The 26,909-nt window shown below is 63.9% G+C and carries 21 protein-coding genes and 1 pseudogene; 6 read left to right on the top strand and 16 right to left on the bottom strand.

Features of this window, described 5'->3' with window-relative positions; translation table 11 throughout:
• Positions 1 to 173 precede the first annotated feature (173 nt).
• The 9 genes and pseudogenes from GQ59_RS24220 to GQ59_RS24180 form a co-directional block, all read right to left on the bottom strand.
• Positions 174 to 755: pseudogene (locus tag GQ59_RS24220) on the bottom strand (helix-turn-helix domain-containing protein); the annotation flags it as partial.
• A gap of 46 nt (positions 756 to 801) precedes the next feature.
• Positions 802 to 2,358: a flotillin family protein gene (locus GQ59_RS24215; protein ID WP_037086144.1), complete on the bottom strand. Its 1,557-nt coding sequence runs from the start codon at positions 2,356 to 2,358 to the stop codon at positions 802 to 804.
• 23 nt (positions 2,359 to 2,381) lie between these two features.
• A complete protein-coding gene (locus GQ59_RS24210; protein ID WP_037086142.1) occupies positions 2,382 to 3,860 on the bottom strand; it encodes an aldehyde dehydrogenase family protein in 1,479 nt (492 codons plus the stop codon).
• Positions 3,861 to 3,872: 12 nt separating this feature from the next.
• Positions 3,873 to 5,225, bottom strand: a complete 1,353-nt coding sequence (locus tag GQ59_RS33465; RefSeq protein WP_037086140.1) for an ATP-binding cassette domain-containing protein — start codon at positions 5,223 to 5,225, stop codon at positions 3,873 to 3,875.
• A complete protein-coding gene (locus GQ59_RS24200; protein WP_037086137.1) occupies positions 5,218 to 5,949 on the bottom strand; it encodes an ABC transporter ATP-binding protein in 732 nt (243 codons plus the stop codon). The genes GQ59_RS33465 and GQ59_RS24200 overlap by 8 nt, the downstream gene beginning before the upstream one ends.
• Entirely contained in the window at positions 5,946 to 6,887 is a 942-nt protein-coding gene (locus GQ59_RS24195; RefSeq protein WP_037086135.1) for a branched-chain amino acid ABC transporter permease, read from the bottom strand. Before GQ59_RS24195 ends, GQ59_RS24200 begins: the two co-directional genes overlap by 4 nt.
• Positions 6,884 to 7,750 (bottom strand): branched-chain amino acid ABC transporter permease, encoded by an 867-nt coding sequence (locus tag GQ59_RS24190; RefSeq protein ID WP_037086132.1) that lies wholly within the window; start codon positions 7,748 to 7,750, stop codon positions 6,884 to 6,886. The genes GQ59_RS24195 and GQ59_RS24190 overlap by 4 nt, the downstream gene beginning before the upstream one ends.
• A gap of 63 nt (positions 7,751 to 7,813) precedes the next feature.
• Entirely contained in the window at positions 7,814 to 9,016 is a 1,203-nt protein-coding gene (locus GQ59_RS24185) for an amino acid ABC transporter substrate-binding protein (protein WP_037086130.1), read from the bottom strand.
• A 44-nt stretch (positions 9,017 to 9,060) separates the two neighbouring features.
• Positions 9,061 to 10,506 carry an aldehyde dehydrogenase family protein gene (locus GQ59_RS24180; protein ID WP_037086127.1) on the bottom strand — a complete coding sequence of 482 codons (1,446 nt, stop codon included), beginning with the start codon at positions 10,504 to 10,506 and terminating at the stop codon, positions 9,061 to 9,063.
• A 144-nt stretch (positions 10,507 to 10,650) separates the two neighbouring features.
• Between GQ59_RS24180 and GQ59_RS24175 the strand changes: the two genes are divergently transcribed.
• Entirely contained in the window at positions 10,651 to 11,574 is a 924-nt protein-coding gene (locus GQ59_RS24175) for a helix-turn-helix domain-containing protein (protein WP_037086125.1), read from the top strand.
• Here the strand turns inward: GQ59_RS24175 and GQ59_RS24170 are convergent.
• Positions 11,542 to 12,675, bottom strand: coding sequence for an NAD(P)/FAD-dependent oxidoreductase (locus GQ59_RS24170; RefSeq protein WP_037086122.1), 1,134 nt, complete (start codon positions 12,673 to 12,675; stop codon positions 11,542 to 11,544). The two genes, GQ59_RS24175 and GQ59_RS24170, sit on opposite strands and share 33 nt — an antisense overlap.
• Positions 12,676 to 12,887: 212 nt before the next feature.
• On the opposite strand from GQ59_RS24170, the gene GQ59_RS24165 reads away from it, so the two are divergent.
• Genes GQ59_RS24165 through GQ59_RS24150 form a run of 4 tightly spaced genes read left to right on the top strand, consistent with a single transcriptional unit; the run spans position 12,888 to position 18,651 of the window.
• Complete coding sequence (locus tag GQ59_RS24165; RefSeq protein ID WP_037086119.1) at positions 12,888 to 14,972, top strand: hydantoinase/oxoprolinase family protein; 2,085 nt, start codon at positions 12,888 to 12,890, stop codon at positions 14,970 to 14,972.
• A gap of 6 nt (positions 14,973 to 14,978) precedes the next feature.
• Positions 14,979 to 16,967, top strand: a complete 1,989-nt coding sequence (locus tag GQ59_RS24160) for a hydantoinase B/oxoprolinase family protein (protein ID WP_037086117.1) — start codon at positions 14,979 to 14,981, stop codon at positions 16,965 to 16,967.
• Positions 16,964 to 17,287, top strand: a complete 324-nt coding sequence (locus GQ59_RS24155; protein WP_037086114.1) for a (2Fe-2S)-binding protein — start codon at positions 16,964 to 16,966, stop codon at positions 17,285 to 17,287. Before GQ59_RS24160 ends, GQ59_RS24155 begins: the two co-directional genes overlap by 4 nt.
• The gene (locus GQ59_RS24150; protein WP_037086112.1) at positions 17,284 to 18,651 is read left to right on the top strand and encodes an FAD/NAD(P)-dependent oxidoreductase; all 1,368 of its coding nucleotides are present in this window, start codon (positions 17,284 to 17,286) and stop codon (positions 18,649 to 18,651) included. Before GQ59_RS24155 ends, GQ59_RS24150 begins: the two co-directional genes overlap by 4 nt.
• A gap of 17 nt (positions 18,652 to 18,668) precedes the next feature.
• On the opposite strand, the gene GQ59_RS24145 is transcribed toward GQ59_RS24150, so the two are convergent.
• Entirely contained in the window at positions 18,669 to 19,574 is a 906-nt protein-coding gene (locus GQ59_RS24145) for a LysR family transcriptional regulator (protein WP_037086110.1), read from the bottom strand.
• A gap of 55 nt (positions 19,575 to 19,629) precedes the next feature.
• Positions 19,630 to 20,955 (bottom strand): NAD(P)/FAD-dependent oxidoreductase, encoded by a 1,326-nt coding sequence (locus GQ59_RS24140; protein ID WP_037086107.1) that lies wholly within the window; start codon positions 20,953 to 20,955, stop codon positions 19,630 to 19,632.
• A gap of 233 nt (positions 20,956 to 21,188) precedes the next feature.
• Here GQ59_RS24140 and GQ59_RS24135 point away from each other — a divergent pair, with 233 nt between their 5' ends.
• Positions 21,189 to 21,665 (top strand): Lrp/AsnC family transcriptional regulator, encoded by a 477-nt coding sequence (locus GQ59_RS24135; RefSeq protein WP_037086105.1) that lies wholly within the window; start codon positions 21,189 to 21,191, stop codon positions 21,663 to 21,665.
• Between the two features lie 52 nt (positions 21,666 to 21,717).
• On the opposite strand, the gene GQ59_RS24130 is transcribed toward GQ59_RS24135, so the two are convergent.
• The 4 genes from GQ59_RS24130 to GQ59_RS24115 form a co-directional block, all read right to left on the bottom strand.
• A complete protein-coding gene (locus GQ59_RS24130; RefSeq protein WP_037086102.1) occupies positions 21,718 to 23,376 on the bottom strand; it encodes an ABC transporter ATP-binding protein in 1,659 nt (552 codons plus the stop codon).
• Positions 23,377 to 24,225, bottom strand: coding sequence for an ABC transporter permease (locus GQ59_RS24125; protein ID WP_037086204.1), 849 nt, complete (start codon positions 24,223 to 24,225; stop codon positions 23,377 to 23,379).
• Entirely contained in the window at positions 24,222 to 25,172 is a 951-nt protein-coding gene (locus GQ59_RS24120; RefSeq protein WP_037086100.1) for an ABC transporter permease, read from the bottom strand. The genes GQ59_RS24125 and GQ59_RS24120 overlap by 4 nt, the downstream gene beginning before the upstream one ends.
• A gap of 119 nt (positions 25,173 to 25,291) precedes the next feature.
• Positions 25,292 to 26,902 carry an ABC transporter substrate-binding protein gene (locus GQ59_RS24115; protein WP_037086097.1) on the bottom strand — a complete coding sequence of 537 codons (1,611 nt, stop codon included), beginning with the start codon at positions 26,900 to 26,902 and terminating at the stop codon, positions 25,292 to 25,294.
• Positions 26,903 to 26,909 lie beyond the last annotated feature (7 nt).

Here is a 26,909-nt window from a genome sequence, read left to right as displayed (position 1 = left end):
AGTTCGGATCCCTTCAAGACCTGGAAACTTGTTTCGGCGATGTGCTGAATGACGGCTATGCGCCCCCATTGGGGACGTACATTTTAAAGGTGTGCCCCCTGAAAGCAGGCATGGTCACGACGTGATCCCGCGCAGCATGCAAATGCTCCCGATGGCCACAGGTTCAAGCGCACTCATCTGAAGATGGTTGGCGGATGGCCGTAATTCCGCGAGAAAGCGGTCGCGAAATGTGCGGAATCTGAGAAGCCTGTTTCGAATGCGATTTCGGTCATAGACAGGGCACCATTCTCAACAAGAAAGCGCGCGTAGCCGGGTCTCCAGAATGAACCGTTTCGGCGTGACTCCGATATGCTGCCGGAACAGTCGGGCGAACTGGCGCGGCGAGAGTCCTGCCGCACGCGCTGCCTCGTTTGGTGAGATATCTTGTTCTTTTTTACTCTCAAAGAGGACCACCGCACGCTATATCCGGGTGTCCTCAACATGACGGAAAGCCGACGCGCGGCCTTGATCGAAGGCACTTATTGTCGTGTGCTCGGTCAAGGAGAGCGGGTGCACAGCTTTCGCCGCGCTGTCTGGCCCGCAATGCCGGCGAGTGATTTCCGTCATCAGCGAGAGGACAGAGATGCTGCCGGGCACTGTGATCCGGCCGTTGTCAATCAGGGAATCGCCGCGGGTCAAAAGGCGATGCGCGGAAAGGCAATGCGGAAATCCTTTGCATGAAATGGGTGCATTGACGCCTTTCTCCCCTCGAGTAGACGCCGGTTTCCCACGCGGCATCATCGATTGGCTTGAACGTCCTTCTCAGCTCTTGCGCGGCTCCTCGGGAACGAGGCTTTCCAGGTTCATCCCAAGCGCATCGCCGAGCTTTTTCATGGTTGGCAGGGTCACGGCCATGTCGAGGATCGAGCTGACGGTCTGGTCGACCGGGGAGGGCATGCGTTCGCCGGCCTCGCTCAAGCGGCCAAGGCCGGTGATGTGGTTGATCGAGATGCCCTTGATCTTCTCGGCCGGCTTGACCATCTCGCCGATGATGGCGGGCAGGGCGGCGAGCCGCGCCTTTTCCATCTCCATGGCCGCCAGTTCCGGCGAGCGGGTGTTTTCCGCCTCGATCCGGGCGGCCTCGCCGTCGGCCTCGGCCTTCTTCTGGATGCGCAGCGTATCGGCCTCCTCCCGGCGGATCAGGCCGCGAGTCTTGGCGGCGACCTGGTCGCTTTCGGAGGTGATGCGCACGCGTGTGGCCTGCGCTTCCGCATCCTGTTCGGCCGCCAGCAGCGCCAGCCGCTTGCGGCGCTCGGCCTCCGCCACCTGGCGCACCGTCAAGAGGTTTTCCTCCGCGGTGATCACGGCCGCGCGCGCGTCCGCCGCCTCCGCCTTGGCCTGGCTTTCCTCCTGGCTTTTTGCCGAAATCAGGATGGAGCGATCCTGCTCGGCGATTTCAAGCGCACGCGCCTGATTGATCTCGGCCTCGCGGATGATCTGTTCGCGGGCGATGGAGGCGGACTGGATGGCGCGCTCCATGCCGATGCGGGCTTCGGCCGCCGCGGTCTCGGCCTCCGCCTTGCGGCGGGCGACTTCCGTCAGCTGCTGCGCCAGCAGCAGTTCGATCTCCTGGGTCTGCTGGATTTCAGCGCGCCGCTGTTCCAGCTCGATCTCTAGCTTGCGGCGATTGGAATCCACCTCGGCGCGGCGCACGCTGACCTGGCTCTCGCCCTCGATCTCCGCCCGCTCCTTCTTTGATTTGGCAATGACCTCGGCAAGCTTGCGCATGCCCACGGCATTGAAGGCGTTGTTTTCGTCCAGAGCCGAGAACGGCGTCTGGTCGAACGAAGTCAAAGAGACGCTGTCCAGCTGCAGGCCGTATCTGGAAAGAGTGCCGGAAAGGGCTTCATGCACCTGTCGCACGAACTCCCCGCGGTTTTCATGCAGTTCGTCCATGGTCATCTGGGCTGCGACGGCGCGTAACGCATCCACCATCATGCCGTCGATGAGGGATCTGAGTTGATCGGCCTGGAAGGTGCGCCGGCCCAGCGTCTGCGAGGCTCGCACCACCGCGGCTTTTTCAGGAACGACCGAGGTGTAGAACTCGGCGCCGACGTCGATGCGCATGCGGTCCTTGGTGATCAGGGCGCTGTCGCCGGTGCGCGACACGTCCATGCGGATGGTCTGCATGTTGACGCGTCCGACCTCGTGAAAATAGGGGATCGCCAGCGTGCCGCCGTCGATCACCACCTTGCGGCCGCCGATGCCGGTGCGCACGAGGCTCACCTCGTTGGTGGCCCGCTGGTAGAACAGGGCGGCCAGCACGATCAGGATGGCCGCAAGAATGAGTAGGATGATGATCCAGCCCAGAGCGCTCATGGTAAAAGTCCTTTCGGTGCCGGTCAGAACTGCGGCGGGAAATGGCGGCCGCCGCGATCCAGCGTGATCCAGCGCAGCTCGGTGAAGGCGTCGAGCGACCAGCGCCCGCCATATCGTCCGACGCCGCTGGCCTTGGTGCCGCCGAAGGGCACATGCGGCTCGTCGTTGATATTCTGGCAGTTGATGTGGCAGATGCCGGTTTCCAGCCGTTCGGCCAGCCGCAGCGCTCGCGCCTCGTCCTTCGACCACACCGCGGCGGTCAGCCCATATTCCGTGTCGTTGTTGAGCGCTGCCGCCTCACCATCGTCGCGAAACGGGCAGACCACGACCACAGGCCCGAAGGTCTCGTCGTGCCATATGTTCATGGAGCTGTTGACATTCGTGAGCACGGTCGGTTCGACGAAATTCTCCCAGGCGCGGCCGCCGAGCTCCACCTTGGCGCCCTTGGCCACCGCATCGTCGATCAGTGCCTTGACTCGCAGCGCCTGGCGGGTGTTGACCAGCGGGCCAATGACATTGGAGGGGTCGTTGGTATGGCCGGTCTTGAGCTTGCGGGCGCGCGCCAGGAAGCGTTCCATGAACGGCTCGTAGATCTTCTCGTGCACCAGCAGCTTCTCGGTGGACATGCAGACCTGGCCCTGGTGCATGAAGCTGCCGAAATTGGCGGCCCGCGCGGCGGCGTCAAGGTCGGCATCCTCCAGCAGGATCATCGAATCCTTGCCACCGAGCTCGACGCAGACCTTCTTGAGATAGGCGCCGCATTTGGCGGCGATCTGGCGACCGACGGCGGTCGAGCCGGTGAAGCTGATCGCCTTGACCTTGGAATTGCCGATCATCTCGTCGCCTACGGCGCCGACGCTGTCGCGCGAGCAGGTGACGACATTGAAGACGCCGGCCGGTATGCCTGCCTCTTCCAGGATTTCGGCAAAGTATAGGCCGCCTGAATAAGGCGTGTCTTCCGAGGGCTTCAGCACGATCGTGTTGCCGACGGCAAGGGCTGCGGCAAAGCCGCGCGAGGTCAAGATGCCCGGCATGTTCCAGGGGCTGATGACGCCGACGACGCCGAGCGGGAAACGGGTGGCCATCATGAACTTGTGGTGTTCGGATGGCAGCACGTCGCCGATCGACTGGTAGCAGAGCGCGGCCGCGGAACGGAACACCTCCGCCACATAACCTGCCTCGAACATGCCTTTGCCCTTCCAGCCGCCGCCCTCGGCCATGGCCGCCGCACAAAAGTCGGCCTTGCGCTGATCCCAGACGTCGGCGATCTTCAGGAGCAGGTGCGCGCGTTCGTGAAAGGCGCGGCCCGCCCAGTCGCCGAAGGCCGCCTGGGCGGCATCGATCGCCCGGCGCATGTCGGCAGCAGAGCCGTCCGGAATACGCGCATAGACGGAGTTGTCGGAGGGGTTGAGGTCCTCGAAGGTGCGGGCGGCGGGCACCCATTGCCCGCCGATGAACATGCCCCTGACGGAGGGCGTGGGGGACGTGACGACATCAAGCATAATGCAATCTCCTCAGTTGCGGTTGGGATCGTGGCGCCATGCCCGAGCGCGGGCAGCGGCTTCCTCGATCTCTTTCAGGACGGATTTCAGTCGATCCTGGCTGTTGCCCATCTCAAGCGAGGGCGAGGCCGGGAGGGATGGGGGCGCGGTGGCTTGATTGCGTGGCGGGGCCGAGGGCATGGTTGTGCCGTGTTCGGCGCGGCTTGCGCGGCTGGCTTCCGCGATGATGTCATTGAGCGACAGGCCGCCGAGCAGCGCGTCCGCGGCACCGCGCATAGCGGGCGGCGATGGCGATGCGGCCGGACGAGGGGGTGATGCAGACCCCACTGTCGTGGCCTGCCCCTCATCCGGCTGCCGCCACCTTCTTCCCGCGAGCGGGGAGAAGGTATCTGCCGCGGCGTTTCCGTTCCCCCTCGTCCCGCTTGCGGGGAGAGGGTCACCTAGCGCAGCGGAGGCGGGGTGAGGGGCTGTGACCTCCCCGCGCATTGGAACGGCGGGCAGGGCGGCAAGCGCTGCGGCTGCGATAGCGGCGGGCGATGCTCCCGTGGTCCGGGGAGGAACATAGGTGGGAGCAGGGGATGGGGTCGGCATCGACCCAGGCGCCGCAGCTGGCGTCGTCGCCCGCCCGCCCGGCCGCTGACCTGATGCCGACGCCTTGCCGCCGCCCAGATAGGCGGCCTGCACCGCCGGATCGTTGCGGAGGTCCTGCGCCCGGCCCTCATGGATGATATGGCCATTCTCCAGCAGATAGCCGCGGTCGGCAATGGCCAGGCTCTGCTTGGCATTCTGCTCCACGAGCAGGATGCCGATGCCGGTGTCGCGCACCACCTTCAATGCCTGGAACAATTCCTTGCAAAGCAGGGGCGAAAGACCGAGCGAGGGCTCGTCCAGTGTCAGCAGAGCGGGGTTCGACATCATCGCGCGGCCGATCGCCACCATCTGCTGCTCGCCGCCGGACATGGTCCGCACGATCTGCCTGCTGCGCTCCTGCAGCTTGGGAAAGAGCCGCAGCACGCGCTCCAGGTTGCCGGCCTCTTCGTCGCGGGCGCGGGGTGCATGCGCTCCCAGCCGCAGGTTTTCGGCAACCGACAGATCGGCGAAGACACCTCGGCCTTCCGGCACGAGAGCGATGCCTTCGTCGACGATCTTGTTGGCGGCAAGCCCCAGTATGTCGCGACCCTGCATGGTGATCGCGCCGGTGGCCCGCCCCTCGCAGATGCCGGAGACGGCCTTGAGCAGGGTGGATTTTCCGGCGCCGTTGGCGCCCAGGATGACCACGATCTCGCCCCGGCCGACCTTCAGCGATGCGCCTTCCAGCGCGCGGTGCTGGCCGTAGGAGACAGACAGTCCCTTCACCTCAAGCATCGTCGTCGTCTCCCAGATAGGCGCGGATCACGGCGGCGTCGGACAATACCTCGCCGGGTGTTCCCTCGGCGATCTTGGTGCCGGCGGCCATGACGACGCAGCGGTCGCAGAGCGAGCGAATCGCATCCATCACATGCTCCACAAGGATGACGGTGCGGCCTTCATCGCGCAGGCCGCGGATCAGACGGATCCCCTCCTCGAGTTCGGTCGGGTTGAGACCGGCAAGCCATTCGTCCAGCAGTACAACGCCCGGCTCGCCGGCGAGCACGCGGGCGAGTTCGACGCGCTTGGTGTCGATATAGGTCAGCTGACCCACCATCATATGGCCGCGGCCGGCCAGACCCACCTTTTCCAGCATGGCCTCGGCGACCGCGTCCGCCTCATGGCCCCAATGGCGGCGATGGCCGAAGACCGCGCCGGCCTTGACGTTTTGCAGCACGGTCATGGAGGGCAGCAGACGCACGAGCTGGAAGGTGCGAGCCACGCCGCGCCGCGCGATATCCTGCGCGGCCAGATGCGTGATTGGTTGTCCCCGCAGGCTGATCGCCCCCGACGTGACGGGAAAGGCGCCGGAAATCAGGTTCAGCGTGGTCGATTTTCCCGAGCCGTTCGGCCCGATCAGGCCGAGCACCTGATGTTCGGTTACGTCGAAATCCATGCGGTTGACGGCCACCAGGCCGCCGAAGCGTTTGGTGACGCCGCGAAGGGATAGAAGCGCAGTCATACATAACCCTCCGCCGATCGCATTCTCCTGGCTGCCAGGTCGATCAGCCCGACGAAGCCCTTGGGCAGCAGGTAGACGATGACGAGGAAGCACACACCGAGAAGCAGGGTGGTCTGGTTGGGGAACGACACGGAGATCGCCTCCCACAGGAAGGTGAAGGGAATGACGCCGACGAGCGGTCCCCACAGCCGGCCGGTGCCGCCCAGGAGCGCCATGATCACCACCTGGAAGGACAGCATCGGCGAGAAGGCGAGCGACGGTTCGATATAGACATAACGCGGAGCGAGCATGGCGCCGGTGATGGCGGCCACCGCGCCCGGGACCATGAACAGCAGGATCTTGGCCCGCGCCGTGTCGATGCCCGAATGCCGCGCGACCGCCTCGTCGTCGCCGATGATCCTGAGCGCGAAGCCCAGCCGCGAGCGGCCGATCAGCCAGCCCAGCAGCCAGACCAGCGCGGCGAGCCCCAGCAATTGCCAATAGATGTGCATCTCGCCGATCGAGGTCAGCACGTAGATGCCCTTGGTGCCGGAAATGTTCTGGCTCCAGGTGATGATCTGGCGCACGAACTCGGCCAGCCCCAGCGTGAAGATCACGAAGTAGACCCCCGACAGGCGCAGCGTCGCCAGGCCCACGAGGGCGGCCATGACGGCGCCGCTGACGCCGGCAATCGGCAGCAATGTCCAGTAGGGCAGATACTGGATGCCGATGCCGGTCACATAGGTGCCGACGCCGAAAAACGCGGCACTTGCGAGCGAGATGTAATGGGTCGGCCCGGAAAACAGCGCCCAGCTGGTGGCCAGCACCGTGTACATGGCGATGGTGACGCCGATGCTCAGGCCATAGGCGCCTGCCGTCCAGGGGAGGCAGGCCGCTATGGCGAGCGCTATGGCGCACAGCGCCAGATTGCCCCAGTCGCGAGAGGAAAGAGCGCTCATGTCGTCGGCCTCCCGAACAGGCCCTGAGGGCGAAACAGCAGGATCACGACGAACAGCAAATAGGCGGCTGCCAATGTCAGGCCGGGATCGATCAGGCGGGCGACGAAGGTTTCCAGGAGACCCAGCAGCAGGGCCGCGACGATCGTGCCGCGTACGTCGCCCACACCGCCCATGATGACGATCACCAGCGCCTTCAGCGTGAAAATCACGCCCGTCGAGGCATCGAGCGTCAGGAAGGTCGAGATCAGCGCGCCGCCGGTAGCCGTGACCGCACCGCCCAGCGCAAAGGCCAGCGCCGCCGTGCGCCGGACATCGATGCCGACCAGCCGCGCGGCTTCCGGGGCAACCGAGATGGCGCGGATCGTCATGCCGGCCCGGCTGCGGTTGAGCCACAGCCACAGCAGGCCGCAGACGACGACAGCGGCCAGAAACGCCGCGACACGATTGGCGCCGTAGGTATCGCCCAGGATATGGACGGGCTCCGAAAGATAGGAATAGCTGAAATAATCGCCGCCGAAAAAGGCGAGCATCAGGCCGACTGCAACGAAGGACAGACCGAAGGTCGTGAGGATGGAATCCACCTCCAGCTGGCCGCGCGATTTGGCGCGCTTTACCAGCGGGCGCAGGAAAATCAGATAGATCAGCCAGTTCAGCAGAAAGGCGACCGGTGCCACGACGAACACCGTCAGCAGCGGGCTGATCTGGCTTCCGGTCCATAGCCAGAAGGCGACGAACCCCCCGGCCACCAGCATTTCGCCGTTGGCCAGATTCATGATGCGGGCCATGCCGTATTGGAGGTTCAGGCCCATGGCGATCAGCGCATAGGTTCCGCCCAGCAGTAGCCCTGTTATGAGTATGTCCATGCCATTCCCCGGCTTGAAAGATGCCCGGGATCCGGTTGCGGATCCCGGGAATGCCTGTTGCTTTTACTTCCAGGCAGCTTTTTTCTTGACGTCGACAGCGCCGGCGCGACCGGTGGAGGCCACGCCCTTGAACACGCCGCCCTGCCACTGGCCCACCGTCCAGAACGAGGGGTTGTTGTTGTGTTCGTCGAACTTGATCGGGCCGATCACGGTGTCGAAGCTGTTGGCCTTGATGTGCTTGATGATGGCCGCATTGTCGAAGGAGCCGACAGCCTCGATCGACTTTTCCAGGACCTGGAAAGACGAGTAGACCATGGCGCTTGCCCAATAGTCCGGCTTGGCGCCCGTGACCTCTTCATGGCGTTTGGCATAGGCCTTGAAGGCTTCTCCGTCGGCATTGACGCCGCCGATGCCCAGCACACCTTCGACGCCCGTGCGGAACCGGCCCGCATAGGCCGGGAACGCGGTGGCGACCGCAGTGAAGAATGCACCGACCTTGAGATCTTCGACAATTGCCTGTTCGGTCAGGGCGAAGGTGTCAGGCGGATAGGACCAGGCAATGAAGGCATCCGGAGCGGCGGCCTTGGCGGCCTTCATGACCGGCGACAGGTCCTGGGTGCCGAGCGGATAGGACGTCTCGTAAACCAGATCGAAGCCGGCTTTCTTGAAGGCGGGCTTGGCCTCGTTCATCAGTTCGATGCCGAAGGCATCCGCAACGTTCACCATGGCGAGCTTCTTGCCGATGTCGCCCCGGTCGCGCAGCTTGACCATGGTGTCCACCACACCCTGCACCACCGGCTTGGCACCGCCAAGCGTGATGAAGACGTTGGGGAACTGGGCGGACAGGGCATCGGCCTTGTCGGTGGTCGCCGTCGAGGTGATCATCGGCAGGCCGTAGCGTGCGTAGATCGGCGCGGCGGCCAGGTTGAGGCCGGTCGAATAGGGCGGAAGCACGATCTTTGCCTTGTCCTGGTCGACGAGGCGCTGTACGGCCTTGATGGTTTCGCCCGGATTGGTCTGATCGTCGTATTCGATGGCTTCGAGCTTGTAGGTCTTGCCGCCGACCTTCAGGCCGCCGCGACCGTTTACGTCACTGATCCAAAGCTTGACGTTCGGCCAATAGCTGACCGCCGCCCCGCCGGCCAGCGGACCGGTTTTGGGCGCGACGGCGCCAACCTTCAGAACCTCCTGCGCCATAGCCGGAGTTCCGGCAACGCCGGCTGCGAGCGCCAAGGCGGCCAGCCGGGTAAATGTCCTGCGTTTCATTCTCTTCTCCTCCCGTTGTTGCATGCTAAGTCCGTGTGACGGGTTCACCCGACCTGGTCGGGCAGGTCCCGTTCCGTCATCCACTGGATTTCGGTGAACTCCTCGATCACCGCTCTCCCGCCAAAGCGGCCGTAACCGCTTGCCTTCACGCCCCCGTAGGGCATCGTCGGATCGTCGCAGACGGTCGTCCCGTTGATGTGCACCGCCCCGACCTCTATCCGCCGGGCGATCTGCCGTACGCGCGGCAGGTCAACCCCGAAGACGGCAGCCGTCAGGCCGTATTCCGTATCGTTGGCAACGGTCACCGCCTCGTCGGCATCCGCCACCCGAACCACGCCGACCACCGGGCCGAAGGTCTCTTCCTCGTAGATCCGCATGCCGTAGGCGACATGGTCGAGTATGGTCGGCTGCATCAGCGTGCCGGCATTCTTGCCGCCGGTGACCAGCACCGCACCCTTGGCCAGGGCATCGTCGACCAGACCGTGGAGGCGGGCCGCCGCCTCCGGACTGATGACGTGGCCGTAGAGCGGCTGGCCGGTCGCGGGATCGCCGCACAGCCGGTCGGCCTCCACTTTCAGCCGGGCAATGAAGCTGGCGGCCAGGCTCTCCTCGACGATGATCCGGTCTGTCGACATGCAGACCTGGCCCTGGTTGAAGAAAGCGCCGTGGGCGACCGCCCTGACAGTTCCCTCCAGATCCGCATCGGCGAGCACCACCGACGACGCCTTGCCGGAGAGTTCCAGCAGGCAACGCTTGAGGTGCCGCGCCGCCATTTCGGCGATCTGCCGGCCGACCCGCGTCGAGCCGGTGAAATTCACGCGCCGCACGGCTGGATGGGCAATCAGCGCCTCGACCACGTCATGGGCATCCTCGGGTGCGCTGCTCACATAGTTCAGCACCCCGTCCGGCAGGCCCGCGTCGATCAGGATCTGCGCCACGGTCTCGTGCACCTTGGGGCAAAGCTCCGAACCCTTCAGCACCACCGTGTTGCCGAGCGCCATCGGCGCTGCAACCGCCCGCACGGCCAGGGCCACCGCCGCATTCCATGGCGCAAGCCCCAGGACCACGCCGGCCGGCCTGCGGATCAGGCGGTAGCGCACACCCGGCGGCCCGCCCTCCACCTCGTCGTCGCGGATGGCATCGACAAGGCTCGCAGCATGACGCAGGGTCGCCTGGGCAACCTCGACATTGAAGCGGACCCATTCGGGGGTTGCGCCGACCTCGAGATGAGCGATCGCGCACAAGCTGTCGAGGCGTTCCATCAGCAGGTCCGCCCCGCGCAGGAGCAGCCCCGAGCGTTCCTGAGGTCGAAGGCCGGACCATGCCGGAAAGGCTCCGGCAGCAGCATCGGCGGCCGCTTCCGCTTCGGTCGCACCGAAGGCCGCGGCCTGCGTCAACACCGTTCCCGTGGCCATGTCGCGGCGTTCGTAACTGCGCTCATCCAGCGCGGAAACGGACGCTCCACCGACTATACCCCTAGCTACGAACATGCGTCCTCCCAAACGGCCGTTCGTTGATCCTCCCGCGGCCCGTCTTGTTTTATTTTTTCAGGCTGCGAGACCGTATTTTGATTGACATCGCCGCAGAGTAAATGACGTTTTGTGGGAATGTATTTGCTTGTTGTGGGATTTTAGATGCCCGACCGTAAACGGCTTGCGCCCGCCCTCGCCCCGCGACCGGAAGCCCCTGTTCGCGCTGAGCGGTTCAGGGCAGCTCTTCAGACGCGCGTACTCGGCCGGGCGGGGCTCGGCGACGCCGAAAACTTCCGGGCGCTGATCCTCGAAAAGGGCGAGGCGGCCCTGCGCGACGGGGATGAGCTGGTTCTTCCCCTGTCAGGTCCGGTCATGGGCTGGATACCGTGGCGGGACGGCATGCGGCTGGAACTCGGTGCCGGGGCGCAAGGGACCCATCTGCTGCTGGGTGCGTCGATCCTGGACCGGGTCCTGCAGCGCCGGGCGGAAGCATCCCAGCTGCGCTTCATGGTGGAACGGTCCTCGTTCATGCGGCTGGGTGCTGGCAACAGTGCCAGCGATGCGGTCGCCGCCTGCTTTACCGGCATATTGGCCGAAACCCTGCGCCCCGGCCCGATGTCGGCGGCCGTGGTGGAATCGCTGCTGCACATTCTGCTCGTCCACCTTCATCGCAACCTGCCAGCCGGCCATGGCGCGGGCGCGCAACCCGGCGCGCCCAAGACGCTTTCCAGCCAGTTCACCGCATTGGTCGAAAGCCATTTCCGCAAGCACTGGACGGTCGCCCGCTATGCCGGCGAGCTCGGCATTTCGCGCGACCGGCTGAACGACATCTGCCTGCGGGCCTATGGCCGGCCGCCGGCGCGGCTCATCCGCGAACGGCAGCTGATGGAGGCCCGCATCTATCTTGCGAGCTCGCCCCTGTCGCTGGGGCAGGTCGCGGGTGTCCTCGGCTTTGCCGGTGCCGCTCAGTTCAGCCGGTTTTTCAAATCGCTACAGGGCCAGTCCCCCGCGCGCTACCGCCTCGATCTCCGCCGCTTCAGCCAGGTCGATGCGTCAAGCCAGAACGCTCTTCACGCCTGGCCGTGAAAACCGCTCTATCCGGAAGTCGTGGATAGGCGTCTCGGTCGTGCCGGTCGAGATCAGCTCCGCCATCACGTCGCCGACGCCGGGGCCGAGCTGGAAACCGTGGCCGCAAAATCCGAAGGCATGGAAGAGGCCCGGCGTCGTTGCCGACCGCCCCATGACGGGAAGGCCGTCGGCGACATAACCCTCGCAGCCGGACCAGGTGCGGATCACCGAGACATCGGCAAGCGCCGGCAGGATCGGCAGGAGGGCGCGCAGCTGGCCGGGAAGTCGGGCTGGGTCGGCCTTGGCATGGCCGGTATCGAGTGAAACATCGGTGCGTTCCGCGCCGCCCCCGAAGACGATGTTTCCGCGCTCCACCTGGCGCAGATATCCACCGCCGTGGTCATGTGCCCACACGCCGACGACCGGCAGGATGCGGTGCGGCAGCGGCTCGGTTACCCCCATCTGCGGTCCCTTCGCGACGATCGGGACGGTTTCGCCGAATAGCGCGGAAATCCGGGCGCCCCAGGCGCCGGCGGTATTGAGCAAGCAGGCAGCGGCATGGACGCCGTTCGAGGTCTCGACCGCAAAGCCATAGGCGCTTTGCCGGATCGATGTCACCTCCACGCTCTCGACGATCTCGGCACCGATACGTCTCGCGGCATCCGCGAAAGCAGGGGCGATGAGGCGCGGATTGCCGCTTCCATCCTCCGGGGAAAAGGATGCGGCGATCGCCTCGGGTCCGAGCCCCGGGAAACGTGCACGAAGCTCCGTTGCGGTGAGTTCCTCAAGGCTGAGACCCCAAGGTCTGGCGGCCGTCGCGAAGCTGCGCATTTCCTCGAGACCCGCCTGGCTGAACACCAGCCGGACATGGCCGGTCGCCCGAAACTCGACGTCCCGATTCAGCATCTCCACCGCCTTGCCCCAAAGCGTGAGGGATCGTCGGGCGAGGGGCAGTTGCGGCAGGTAACGGCCGCTGCGGCGGATATTGCCAAACGAGGCGACCGTCGCGCCGCTACCCACACGGTTCCGTTCGATGAGCGTCACGCGCAGACCACGCCGGGCGAGAAAATAGGTCGATGCGGCCCCCATCAGGCCACCACCCAGCACGATCACATCCATAGCCGTTTCCGCAAAGTCTTTCATCCCCGTCACCATTCCGGTGCGGCCGGCCGGTGTCAAAGTCGAGGTTTTCATCTTCCCATAAGCCGGACCTATGGGACGCCCGTCGCGAGGCATAAGCGGCACTTATGGGCAGCGGCTTTTTCGCTCTTGGACCGCCTTTGCCCATTCGTGCCAGCTTCAGGACAAGCAGCAGGAAAGGACTTAGCGACATGGACAGTGCGGCCGCGCCCGGCAAAGCAACCAGCGATCAGCAGGACTGGAAGATCGGCGTCGATATCGGCGGGACCTTCATCGATTTCTGTGCGCTGGAAACGCGATCCGGCCGGGTGGCCTCGCTCAAGGTTCTGACGACACCGGACGATCCGGGTGCGGAACTCATGACGGGACTGTCGCTTCTGGCCGAACGGGAAGGGCTCGAACCGGCAGCCGTCAGCCGTTTTGTCCACGGGACGACCGTCGGCATCAACACCGTGATCCAGCGTCGCGGCGTGTCGCTGGCGCTGATGACCAATGCCGGCTTCGAAGACGTCATCGAGCTGGCGCGGTTGCGGATGCCGGACGTCTATTCCCTGTTCTGCTCCCGGCCGGACCAACTCATCGCCCGCGACATGATCTTCGGCATCCCCGCTCGCCTGCGGGCGGATGGCAGCGAGATCGAGGCGCCGGATCTGGAGGCGGTTGCGGCAGCGGTCGCAAAGGCCAAGGCCAATGGCGCCGCCGGCATCATTGTCTCCTTCCTGCATTCGTGGCGCACCGACATCCATGAGGTGGCGGTCAAGCAGGAAATCGGCCGGATCGCCCCCGAACTCTTCGTCTTCACGTCGAGCGAGGTCTGGCCGGTGATCCGCGAATACGAGCGGACCACCACTGCCATCCTCAACGGTTACGTCCATCCGCGTGTCGCCGGTTATCTGACCGCGCTCGAGGAAAAGCTGTTGTCACGTGGCGTGACGGCACCGGCGCTGCTGACCAAGTCGAACGGCGGTGTGATGAATGCCGACGAAGGCAAGCGGTCCTGCGTGCAGATGCTGTTGTCCGGCACGGCCTCCGGTGTCACAGGCGCCGCCTGGCTCGCGCGTCGTGCCGGCGAGAAGCATATCCTTACCCTCGATATCGGCGGCACCTCGGCCGACTTTGCGCTGATCATCGACGGCGAACCGCAATTCGGCACGGGCGAACTGGTCGGCGAGTTCCCGTTGCATATCCCGTCCGTGTCGGTCAGCTCGATCGGCGTCGGCGGCGGTTCCATCGCCAGCGTCGATGCGCAGGGCGTGTTGCGGGTCGGACCGGAATCGGCGGGCTCGACACCTGGACCGGCCTGTTACGGACGTGGCGGAGAACAGGCGACCGTGACCGACGCCATGGCCGTCTGCGGCTGGCTCGGTCACAGCCAGATGGCCTACGGGCAGCTGCAGATCGACGTCGGTCTTGCCCGCGCGGCCGTCACGCGGCTCGCTGAAAAGATAGGCCGGAGCGCGGAGGAGGCTGCCCAGGCCATCATCGACATCGCCATCTCGGAAATGTTCGTCGAGGTCGAGAAGCTCGCATCGCGCGCCGGCGTCGATCTCAGGGAATTCACGCTGATGCCGTTCGGCGGCGGCGGCCCGATGCTCGGCGCGTTCCTCGCCCGCGAATTTCATATGGCGAAGGTGATCGGCGCACCGCGCCCGGGTGTTGTCTCGGCGCTCGGGGGGCTGGTGGCAGATCTGCGCGGCGACTTCATCCGTACGGTGTTTACCCATCTCTCCGACGAGGCCGCACCGCAGATGCGCGAGGCGCTGGACGCGCTTGCCCTCGAGGGGCGCAACTGGCTCGCCAAGCAGGGGCATGCCGGTGCTGCGACGCTCAATGTCTCCGCCGACATGCGTTATGTCGGCCAAAGCTTCGAGATCGAAGTGCCAATCCAGCCAGCCTGGATCGCCGAGAGCAAGCTCGGTGCCATCGAGGAGGCCTTCCATGCCATGCATGCCCGGCTCTACGACTTCCATGATCCGGACGGAGCGATCGAGATCGTCAATCTGCGTCTTTCGGCAATCGGGGCCGGCCCGGCACTGGAAATCCCGGTCAATGCCCGCGAAGACGGTGAGGCGGCTATTCCCGAGCGCGAGATCCCGGTCTTTACCGGAAAGAGCTTCGAGTGGATCGGCCTCTATCGGCGTGATCGCCTGCGTCCCGGCAGCCGCTTCGCCGGCCCGGCGGTCGTTGCCCAGGAAGATACGACCTTTGCAATCCCGAGCGGCGCACATGTCGAGGTCGATCGTCAACTGAACCTGCATCTCACCTTTTCGGAGTAATGGCCCATGTTCGATCCCTTGAACCTTCAGGTGTTTGCCAATCACACCCGCGCCGCCGCCGAAAACATGGCCTATACGCTGCAGCGGACCGCGCATTCCGCTTTCGTCAAGGAGACGGAAGACTTCACGGTCATGCTGATCAACCGCAAAGGCGAGACGTTCGGCGTGCCGATGGGACTGGGCGCGACCTGGTATCCGGGCCTCACCTATACCCGGGCGATCGCGATGATCGACGACTACAAGCCCGGCGACGTGGCATTCACCAACGATCCCTATTCCTGCTTCGTGGCGACACACGCGCCGGACACCCATTTGTGGAAACCGGTCTTCTACGATGGCGAGATCATCGCCTGGACCGGCGGTCACATCCACAACACCGACATGGGCGGCGCGGTGCCGGCCTCCCTGTCGCGCGCGCTGACGGAAATCCACCAGGAAGGCATCCGCTTCCCGCCGATGAAACTGGTCAACGAGGGGGTTTTCGACGAAGACATTCTTAAGATCATGACCACCAATGTCCGCAAGCCCGATCTCAATATCGGCGACATGAAAGCCCTGGTCGGTGCGCTCAATACGGGCGAACGCAAGATCCTCGCCATGGTCGAGAAATTCGGCAGGCAAGCCTTTCTCGAAGGCACCGAGGTCCTGCTCGACCATGCCGAAGCGCAGGCGCGCGATCTTCTGAGCGCGATGCCGGACGGAACCTGGGAATTCGTCGATTATGCCGACGAGGATTCGGTCGAAGCCAACCCGTGCCGCCTGAAGCTGACGCTGACGATCCGGGGCGACGAGGCGATCCTCGATTTCACCGGTTCCGATCCGCAGCTCGGCTCTTCGCTCAATGTCCCCTCGGGCGGCGATCCGCGCCATACGATGCTTCTCGTCGGTGTCTATTACGTACTTTACACGTTGAACCCGAAGATCCTCCTCAATACCGGCCTGACCCGACCCTTCACCTGCATCACGCCAAAGGGCAGCGTGCTCAACCCGATCGCGCCGGCTGCCGTCGGCATGCGCTCGCTCACCTGCGCGCGGTTGCGCTCCGTCATTTTCGGCGCCTTCTGCCAGGCTGTGCCTGAAAAGCTGCCGGCCGCACCGGCAGGCAACAACTGCATCGTCAACGTCATGACGACGGACGAACGGAACGGCCGCACCGTGATCGCCGCCGTCAATCCGGTGGTGGGCGGCGGCGGTGGCATGCCCCACCGCGATGGTACCAACGGCTCCGGCGCCGATGCCGCCTATCTCAAGAATACCCCGATCGAGATCACCGAGACGGAAGTGCCGATCGAGTTCGTCAAATATGGCCTGGCAAAGGACAGCGGCGGTGCCGGACGCTGGCGCGGTGGGCTGGCGACCGAAATGGCCTTCCGGGTCTTTTCGCCCGGCAGCCGTATCACCGCACGCAACCGCGACCGCAGCTTCTTCCGCCCCTGGGGCACGCTGGGCGGCAGGGCCGCCGGCCTGTCCGACATGGTGCTGAACCCCGGCCGCGACGACTTCCAGCGGCTCGGCAATATCGATACCACGATTCTGCAGCCCGGCGATGTCCTCGAGATCCGCTCGGCCGGCGGCGGCGGGCGCGGCAACCCGATCGAGCGCGAGACCTGGCGCGTGGCGCAGGACGTCGCCCGCGGCTACGTTTCCTCCGAAGCTGCCGAACGTGATTACGGCGTCGTCATCCGCGACGGCATGGTGGATGAGGCTGAAACCGAAAAGATAAGGACCGCTCGAAGCGCGCCGACGGGACACTTTCACTATGGTCCCGAGCGCGAAGGTTACGAGACGCAATGGACGCCGGAGGCCTACGACCTGCTGACCGACCTGCTGCAGGGCCTTCCCATCCATTGGCGCTTCTTCACCAAGACGGAGATTTTCCGCCGGATGAAGGGTCGGGTCGGGGCTGAAGGCGTGGCCGCCGCGTTCGCAGATGTGCGCGCGCGTTTCACGAACATGCCAAGCCCCGCCGAGGCACGGAAAGAGGCTGCCGAATGACATCGGAATTGCAGCCTGCCGCTCTCGGGGGACGGATTGTGCGCCTTGCCGAAAAGGGCAGGCCGCAGGTTCGGTTCCGGCTGGATGGCGCCGATTGCCAAGCCCTGGCCGGCGACACGGTGCTCACCGCCGTCCTGATCTCCGCATCTGCCGTGCGGCAGTCGGAATTCGGCCGGGAGAAACGAGCCGGTTTCTGTCTGATGGGAGCCTGCCAGGATTGCTGGTTATGGCAGGAAGACGGCGGGCGGCTGCGGGCCTGTTCGACATTGATCGCAGACGGCATGCAATTGCGGACCGTGCCGCCGGAAACATGGCCATGACGGCACCGGGCGCTGAAAAGGTGGTGATCGTCGGTGCCGGCCCGGCCGGTATCCGCGCCGCCGAGCGTCTGGTCCAGGCCGGGGTCAGGCCCGTAGTCATCGACGAGGGCATCAAAGCCGGCGGCCAGATCTATCGACGCCCGCCACCAGGCTTCGTGCGATCGCCGGAACAGCTCTACGGATCGGAAGCCCGCAAGGCCGTGGAACTTCATACGGTGTTCGACCGCATGGCCGCCGCCGGACAGATCGACTATCATCCGCAAAGTTCGGTCCTGACGATCGCCGACGATTTTCTGCAGGCGCTGACGCCCGCCGGTCGCAAGGATTTCACTTGCGACCGGCTGATCCTTGCCACCGGCGCCATGGATCGCCTGGCGCCGATCCCCGGCTGGCAGGCGCCGGGTGTCTACGGCCTCGGAGCCGCCCAGATCGCCCTGAAGGCGCAGGGCGTCGCCCTCGGCAGCCGGATCGTTCTTGCCGGTTCGGGACCGCTGCTGACACTCGTCGCGACCCAGTTGCTGAAAGCCGGCGCCAAAATCGCCGCGATCCTCGATACGTCCTCGATCCGCAACCAGGCGGCAGGTCTTCCGGGCATGCTGACAAGGCCGAGCCTGGTCCTGCGCGGTCTGCTGATGCGGGCAAAGCTCGGCCGGCTTTATCATGCCGGCGTGACCTTGGATCGGATCGAGACCGACGAACGCGGCCCCGTCGGCCTGTGCTGGCGTGATGCTTGCGGCCGGGCGCATGTGACGGAATGCGACATGGTCGGCCTCGGCTGGCACCTGCGCGCCGAAACGCAGCTCGCGGGCCTGGCAGGCTGCACGTTCGATTACGACGAAAGCTGGTCGCAATGGTTGCCCCGGACCGACCGGATGGGCAGGGCGGCCGGGGGACTTTATCTGGCCGGTGATACCTTGAGAATTCTCGGTGCGGACGGGGCGGAGCTAGCCGGTCGGCTTGCCGCGACCGCCTGCCTTGCCGACATGGGCCTTGCTTCGCCGGACGCGACGTCGGATCTGCGCCGGTTGGGCCGCTACGAACGTTTTGCCCGCGCCATGGCGCGCGCCTTTCCCTGGCCGGGCGAAATGGTCCGCGCCGTTCCGGACGATACGGTCGTCTGCCGCTGCGAAGGGGTGACGGCAGGCCAGTTGCGCGAGAGCGTCATCTACGGTGGGGGCGAAGCCAACCGGGTCAAATCGCTGGTACGCATCGGAATGGGGCGCTGCCAGGGGCGTTACTGCCAACTCGCCGGTGCCGAGCTGATCGCCGACACGGCCTGTATCAGGGTTCGTGATGCGGGACGGCTCCGCGAACAGGCGCCTGCCAGGCCCCTGCCGATCGGCCTCTGGGTTCGCGATACCTGACCGGTTTGCTAGAAGGCCTACGATTCCAGACCGCTTGCCTTCAGGATGCTGGCACAGGCTTCGCGCAGATCGTCGCGCATGGCGAGATGGCTTCCGGTCAAAGGCCGGTCCCGGCTGGTGAGCAGGGCAATCGGCACCGAAATCTTCTGCCGCAACGGCCTGAGGACAAGACCCGGGAACTGCTGCCATGGCAGGAGCCCGTCGACGATTGCGACACCAAAGCCGTCGCGGACGAAGGGGAGAGCGGTAATCGAGATGTCGATCTCGATCGCCGGGTTGAATATCTGCATTTCCGCGGCCGCGGCGCTGACCAGAAGGCGGCCCGGCAATGTGCCTGCCCGGTAGGAGATCAAAGTCTCGTCCTGCAGGTCGGCAAAGCCGATCCGATCCAATTCGGCCAGCCGATGGTGTTCAGGGACGATGCAGACAAGTTGCGTGTGCCCGAGTGTCTCGACTTCGATGCCCGGACGGGCCGTGTTGTTCATCACGATTCCGAGCGGCGCATCGCCGTCGCGGATCATGTCGACGACGTTGACCAATGGGGCGATCAGCGAGCGCACGACGATATCGGGATGGGCCGCACGGAACGACAGAAGCGCCTTGGGTACGATCGACATCGCCGGCGGTGCCGACGCAGCGACCCGGATCAGCCCGGTGCGGCCGAAACGCATGTCCGTGGTGCGGCGGCGAAGGGCGCCGAGCTCCGAAAAAATCCGTTCGCATTCTGGATAGAGCTCTTCGGCCTCCCGGGTCGGAACCAGCTTTCCGCGAACCCGGTTGAAAAGCTTGAAACCCAGCTGGTCTTCCGCATGCAGCAGGATCTGGCTGAGCGCCGGCTGCGATATGTTGAGCATCGCCGCAGCGCCGGTCACCGTCCCGGTCCGCATGAGCATGCAAAAGACTTCGAGCTGGCGTGCCTGCATGCGATCACCGTGTCCTTTGGTTCGCGGGTTTCACTCTAGCGTTTGGGCCCTAAGATCAGAAATCCGCCACCTTTCCCCAGGCGGAGGTTTGAAAACGTTTGGGATGATAGGGTAGCGGATCGACGATCGGGGTGGCGGCGGTGACGATGTCGGCGATCAGATGGCCGGCGCCGGGTCCGATACCAAAACCGTGGCCGCTGAACCCCGCGGCCAGAATGAAACCCGGAACACCCGCGACTTCGCCGATCGCCGGAACCCCGTCCGGGGTCGAATCGATGTAGCCGGCCCAGCTCGCAGTGATGCGGCGCCCGCCGATGGCCGGCAGCAATTCGACGGCACGCTCGTAGGTCAGCCTGATCGTGCTCGCGTCGACCGCCGGATCGAGGATGCGCATATGCTCCATCGGCGTCGGCCGGTCCAGTCGCCAGCGGGTCAGGCTTTCATGACCGCTGCGGAGACCTTCAAGACCCCCGGGCGACAGGCTGCGCCAGCGGCGCATGAACATCGGCAGGAACTGCGCCGCGAAACGTATGTTCTGGGCCGTCAGGTCGATCCGTCCGCGCCCGCTGATGGCGAGCGTGTGGCCACCGTCACCCCGGCGGGTTGCCGAGACGCGGGCGGTGTGGAGCGCATCCGGCAGGTTCCCGTCACCGGGGCTGACGGAGAGAATGGAGGAGCGGATCGAGGCCTGTGGGAACCGAATGCCGAGCTGGCGGCAGAAGGACGACGCCCAGGCCCCACCGGCCAGGATTGCGACCTTGGTCCGGATCGTGCCGTGTTCGGTGACCACAGCCGAGAGCCTGCCACCTTCCATCTCGATGCCGCGCGCCGCGCAGTTCTGGAGCACCGCCCCACCCAGCCTTACGATCGCGCGGGCGACTGCCGGGGCAGCATTGGCGGGGTCGGCGGTCCCATCCGTCGGCGAGTACACGCCGCCTTTCCAGGCGCGTCGCGTCGCCTTGCCGCGCTCGGTTGCCTCGACACCTTCGAGCATGTGGGTGGTGACGCCCACCGTGCGGGCGAAATCCCGCCAGCGGGCCCAGCCCGCCAGCTCTTCCTCGTCGTCGCTAAGATAGAGGAGACCGCAGCGACGGAAGCCGGTATCCTCGCCGGTCTCGGCGGCAAAACGTTCCCACAGGTCGAGGCTTTTGGTCGCCATCGGAAGTTCGCGCGCATCGCGGTTCTGCTGCCGGCACCAGCCCCAATTGCGGCTCGATTGTTCGGCTCCGACGCGCCCCTTTTCGATGAGCGCTACCTTCAGGCCGCGTCCTGCGAGATAATAGGCCGTGAAGACGCCGACGATCCCGGCACCGATGACGACCGCGTCGGCTGAAGGCGGCAGTCGGGCGTCGGTTTCGACGAGCGTGAGCGGTGCTGGCATGATAATCAATCTCCTGGCGCAAACGGGTCGGTGCGCCAGCATAATGGTGGAGCCCGCGTCGAGGTTACCGCACACGCCCCTCGAACCGCACAAGATTCCGCTGATGGCCGATGATGCAACTTATTGTGCTGACCGTTCGTGCGCAGAATGGAATAGACAAGACAAGCCAATGCGTTAAAGTCGATCTCGAAAATCTGCGGCATAAAATGCCGCTCCCGTTGGGAGGTGCCCTCGTGAAGCTCGATCGTATCGACATCAAGATCCTCTACGAGTTGCAGAAGAACGGCCGCATCACCAATGTCGAGCTTGCCGAGCTGGTCAATCTTTCACCCAGCCCCTGCCTGATGCGCGTCAAGAAGCTTCAGCAAGAAGGCTATATCGAGGGTTATTCGGCCCAGATCAATATCGGCAAGCTTGGCCAGACCTTGACGGTCTTCACCGAGGTCACACTCAAGAACCATCGGCAGATCGACTTCGCGCGTTTTCTCGCAGCCGTGGAAAAAGTCGATCAGGTGATCGAATGCCACCTGGTGTCGGGCGGGTACGACTATATGCTCAAATTCGTCACCGCCGGTATCGGCGAATATCAGACGATCATGGAGCGTCTGACCGATATGGATATCGGCATCGACAAATATTTCAGCTTCGTTGTCCTGAAGTCGCCGATCGTCAAAGCGCATATGCCGCTCATCAGCCTGTTCCGGGTATAGCCCGCACGGTCCAAGCCGCATTGTCCATGGAAGTGAGGCGGCAATTGCCGCCTCAGCCGTGTACGTAGGTTTTGACGAGTTCGGGATCACGCTCCAGACGATCGAGCCAGCCCGGATCGAGCTTCGGCACGGACGAGAAAAGCAGTTTCGAATAGGGGTGCTGCGGGACCTTCGAGATCGCAGGCGTGATTTCCTCGACCTTGCGGCCGTTATACATCACGACGATTTCGTCGCAGATCGCTTCGACAACCGACAGATCGTGGCTGATGAAGATGTAGGAGAGGGAAAGTTCCCGCTGCATTTCCTTCAGGAGATCGATGACCGCAGCCGCAACGACGGTGTCGAGGGCAGAGGTGATCTCGTCACAGACGATCAGTTTCGGCTCGGCGGCGAGCGCCCGGGCAAAATTGACGCGCTGTTTCTGACCGCCTGAAAGCTCGGCAGGCGTTCGGCTGCGAAGCGTCTTCGGCAGGCGCACCATGTCGAGAAGCGCGTCGATCCGGGCATCCCGGACCTTGCCTTTCATGCCATGGTAGAATTTCAGCGGCCGTCCGAGAATTTCCTCGATCGTTTTTGCCGGGTTGAGCGAGGTGTCCGCATGCTGGAAGACGATCTGCAGCTCGCGCAACTGCTCGCGGCTTCTATGCCGGGCGGAGCGGGCAAGTTCGCGCCCGTCGAGGGTCAGTTGACCGGCTGATGCGGGGAGGATACCGGCAATCGAGCGAGCAAGCGTGGACTTGCCGCAGCCGGATTCACCGATGATACCGAGATTGCGGCCTCGTTGCAGGGACAGGCTTGCCTCCTGCACGGCCTTGACGAGCGGCAGACCGTCGGCTTGGACCGGACCGTACCCGGCGATCAGGCCATTGACCTTCAGGAGCGGCGCGTGTTCCCGCGCCGCAACAACGACGCTTTCACCGCGAGACTTCGGTTCAAAGGCCGAAAGCAGCTCGCGCGTATAGGGATGCTTGGCATCGGACAGGATATCGGCGGTGTTGCCGACTTCCTGCACATCGCCGCCACGCAGCACAACGATGCGATCGGCAATCTGTGCGACGACCGCGAGATCGTGGGATACATAGACGCCGGCGATGCCGCTTTTCTTCATCACGGCCTTGAAGGCTCGCAATACCTCGATCTGGGTGGTTACGTCGAGCGCGGTGGTCGGCTCGTCGAAAATGACGAGCTTCGGATCGGAGATAAGGGCCATCGCGGCGGCGAGACGTTGCAACTGTCCGCCGGAAACCTGGTGCGGATAACGGTTGCCGATCTCCTCGGGATTGGGCAGCGAAAGTGCCCTGAACAGGGAAATTGCCTTCTCCCTTGCCTGCGCTATCGGCATCAGCCGATGGATGCGCGTAACTTCGACGACCTGGTCGATGATGCGCTTCGACGGATTGAAGGCGGCCGCGGCTGACTGCGGCACATAGGAGACCTCAAGGCCGCGCACATGCGCGCGCTGGCGCTCGCTCAGCGTCACCATGTCCTTGCCGGCCACTGTGACGCTGCCGCTCGTGATCCGACAGCCGGGACGGGCATAACCCATGATCGTCAGCGCGATCGTCGTCTTTCCCGATCCGCTTTCTCCGATCAGGGCGACGATTTCGCCCGGCGCGACATCGAGGTCGATGCCCTTGATAATCTCGATGCGGCGGCCCGCATCGGTCGTTGCCTCTACCCTCAGATCGCGAATTTCAACGAGATTTTCCATTCACGTGCTCCGATCGCGTATCTTCTTGGGCAAATTGTCGATCAGCAGATTGACGCTGATGGTGAGGCTCGCAATTGCCAGCGAGGGGACGATGACGGCAGGCGCGCCGAATGGCAGGCCGCCGATATTCTCGTGAACCAGTGCTCCCCAATCCGCATAGGGCGGCTGGACCCCGAGACCGAGGAAGGAAAGCCCGGAGAGAAGGAGGACGACGAACACGAAGCGGATGCCGAAATCGGCAAGCAGCGGCCCGGTGATGTTCGGCAGGATTTCCGAAAAGACGACATAAGGAATGCCCTCGCCACGGGTCCGGGCAACCGTGATGTAATCCATCGTATTGACGTTTACGGCAAGCGACCGGGCAAACCGATAGGCACCGGGCGTGTAGATCACGGCGAGCATGAGGATCAGAACGGGGAGCGACGATCCGACTGCGGCAGCGACGACGAGCCCCGAAAGCTTGCTCGGGATCGAGTTGAGAGCATCGAGCAACCGGCTCAATAGCGTATCGAACCAGCCACCGATCACGGCGGCCGCCATGCCGAGCGCCGCACCGCTGAAACACGCAAGGCAGACGGCGGCAAGCGAGATCCCGACCGTATAGCGGGCGCCCATGATGATGCGCGATAACATGTCCCGGCCCAGATAGTCGGAGCCGAGAAGCAGTTTGCTGCTCATCGGGCCGAAATAGTCTTCGTCGATGATCTCGCCAACGGGATAGGGGGTGATATGGGGTGCGAGAAGGGCGATCATCGCCCAGAAGAGAATGACCGCAAAGCCGATCATTCCAACCCAGCTGAAACGATAACTCACTCTACGGGGCAGCGTGGTGGACGAAGTCATGATCAGCGCACCCTCGGATTGGCCAGGATTGCAACGATGTCGGCGAACGTGATGAGGGAGAGGTAACCGACGCAGAAAATGATGGCGCAGGATTGAATGAGCGGGAGATCCCGGGTGGAAACACCGTCGACCATCAGCTTTGCGACGCCGGGATAGTTGAAGATCGTCTCGACGATGATGACGCCGCCGACCAGGTAGGAGAGCGCAAGAGCAATCGCATTGGCGATCGGGCCGACCGCGTTCGGCAGTGCGTGCAGCAGGACCGCGCGCCAGCGTGACGCGCCTTTGAGGATAGCGGCCTCCACATAGGGAGTGTTGATCGTATCGATGACGGCGGCGCGGGTCATGCGGATCATCTGGGCCGAGACGACAAAGGTGAGCGTGATGACCGGCATGGCGTAGATCCTCATCACCTGCCAGAAGGACGTGACATCGCTGGCGAAGGAAAGCGCCGGCAGCCATTTGAGATAGACGGAAAACAGGAGCACGGCCGAGGTCGCGATCATGAACTCGGGTACCGAGATGATGCCGATCGTCATGATCGTCACGATACGGTCGTAGACGGAGCCACGAAACATGGCGGCAGTGATGCCAAGCGTCAGCGACAGGGGAACGGCAAAAAGGGTGACGATGCCGGCAAGGCGCATCGTGTTGACGAACCGTGCCCCGATCAGATCTGCGACCGGTACGTTGTTGACATAGGATATCCCCAGATCTCCCTGCAACAGGCCGATGAGCCATCGCCCGAAACGGAGGAGGGCGGGTTCGTCAAGATGCATCGCGGCCCTGAGGCCGGCAACGGCTTCCGGCGTCGCGGCCTGACCGAGCAGGATCGTGGCGGTATCGCCCGGAAGCATTGCCGTTGCGAAAAAGACCGCAAAGGACACGATCAGCAGCGTCAGGGCGGAACTGCCGAGCCGGTTCGTGATGAGTCCAAGGACATAGGTGCGCAATTGGGTTTCCTTGCCTGAAAAGTTCGAGATAGCCGGCACCACCCATGGAGGAATCAGGACAGCGCTATCAGGCGCAACCACGGCGGCAGAAGAAATTCTCCTGCCGCCAAGGATCAGCCTCAGGCGTCGAGCCAGACGTATTCGGCAAAGGCGTAACCCATCATGCCGCCGAGCGGGTTGGCTTCAAGGCCCTTCAATTTCGACGAGATCGCATCCACGTTCGAAATGTAGACCGGGATGACCGTACCGGCTTCCTCGGAAATCATCACCTGCATCTGGCCGTAGATTTCCTTGCGCTTGGCCTCGTCGAGAAGACCGCGCGCCTCAACGAGCATGTTATCGAATTTCTCCGACTTGTACTGGCTTTCATTCCACGGTGCGTTGGAGGCGTAGAGAAGCGAAAACAGGATGTCCGGCGTCGGCCTCGGGTTGATATTGCCGAAGTGAACCGGTGCCTTCAGCCAGTAATTCGACCAGTAGCCGTCGGAAGGAACGCGCTGAACGTCGAACTTCATGCCGATCTCGGAGCCAGACTGCTGGACGATCGTCGCCATTTCAACCGCCGAGGTCGCCGCTTCCGACGTGATCATCGGGATGGACTGGCCGAGCAGACCGGCCTTCTGGAAATGGAACTTCGCCTTGTCCGGATCGTATGCTTTCGGTTTGAGTTCTGCATTGTGATAGACGCTGGCCGGAGAGACCGGCTGGTCGTTTGCGATTTCGGCGAGGCCGCGCAGAACGGATTTCTGGATCTGCTGCCGGTTGATCAGATACTTCATGCCGGCAGCGAAATCGGCCTTGTTGCCGGGGGCGAGATCGAGACGGATGTTGAGGTCGGTATAGTTGCCCGACGTGGTCTGCGACAGCACGAAGCCCGGCTGGCTTTCCACCAGCTTCATCGAGCGCGGCTTGATCGAGGCCGCGAGATGGATATCACCCGAAAGCAGCGCGTTGACACGCGCGTTGTCGTCGCTGATGGCGAAGAACTCGAACGAATCCACGTTGGCACCGCCAGCCTTGAAGTAGTTCGGGTTCTTGGTGAAGATTGATTTGACGCCCGGCTGGAAGGTTTCCATCTTGAACGCGCCGGTACCGATGCCCTTCGAAAAATCGGTCGTCCCGTCCTGCACGATCATGAAATGATGCTGCGAGAGGATGGTCGGCAAGTCGGCATTCGGGTTGGCCAGGGTAATTTCGACCGTCAGCGCGTCGATGTCCTTGACGTCGGTGATCTGCTTGGCGATCGCGTTGACCTTGGAGCCGACGGCAGGATCGAGATGCCGCTTCAGCGAGAAGACGACGTCTTTCGACGACAGCGACTTTCCGTCGTGGAAGGTGACGCCGGAGCGAAGCTTGACGGTCCAGACCTTGGCGTCTCCGCTCTTGATGCTTTCGGCGAGTTCCATCTGAACGGTGCCGCCCTTATCAAGGAAGGTCAGGCGGTTGTAGATTGCGCAGCAACGGACGTAGTCGGTCGACAGCGACGCCTTGGCCGGGTCGAGTGTATCGGCGGTCGACGACGACCAGCCGGCCGCCTTCAAATGTCCGCCCGACTTCGGGGTGGCAGCCGACGCGCTGGAAGCGCGGCCGAGGATCAGGCCACCTGCGGAAAGCGCAACGCCACCTGCCAACATCATCGTCAGCAGTTCGCGGCGGCTTGCGCCCCGGCGGATGGCGTTCTCGATCATAGCGTCGTCAGACGTGGTCCAGTTCGTGATCTTGTCGTTCATGTCATTC

The sequence above is a fragment of the Neorhizobium vignae genome (assembly GCF_000732195.1).
GTDB classification, from domain to species: domain Bacteria; phylum Pseudomonadota; class Alphaproteobacteria; order Rhizobiales; family Rhizobiaceae; genus Neorhizobium; species Neorhizobium vignae.
The sequence above is the reverse complement of the archived record's forward strand: the minus strand, read 5'-3'. Positions and strand labels throughout refer to the sequence as shown.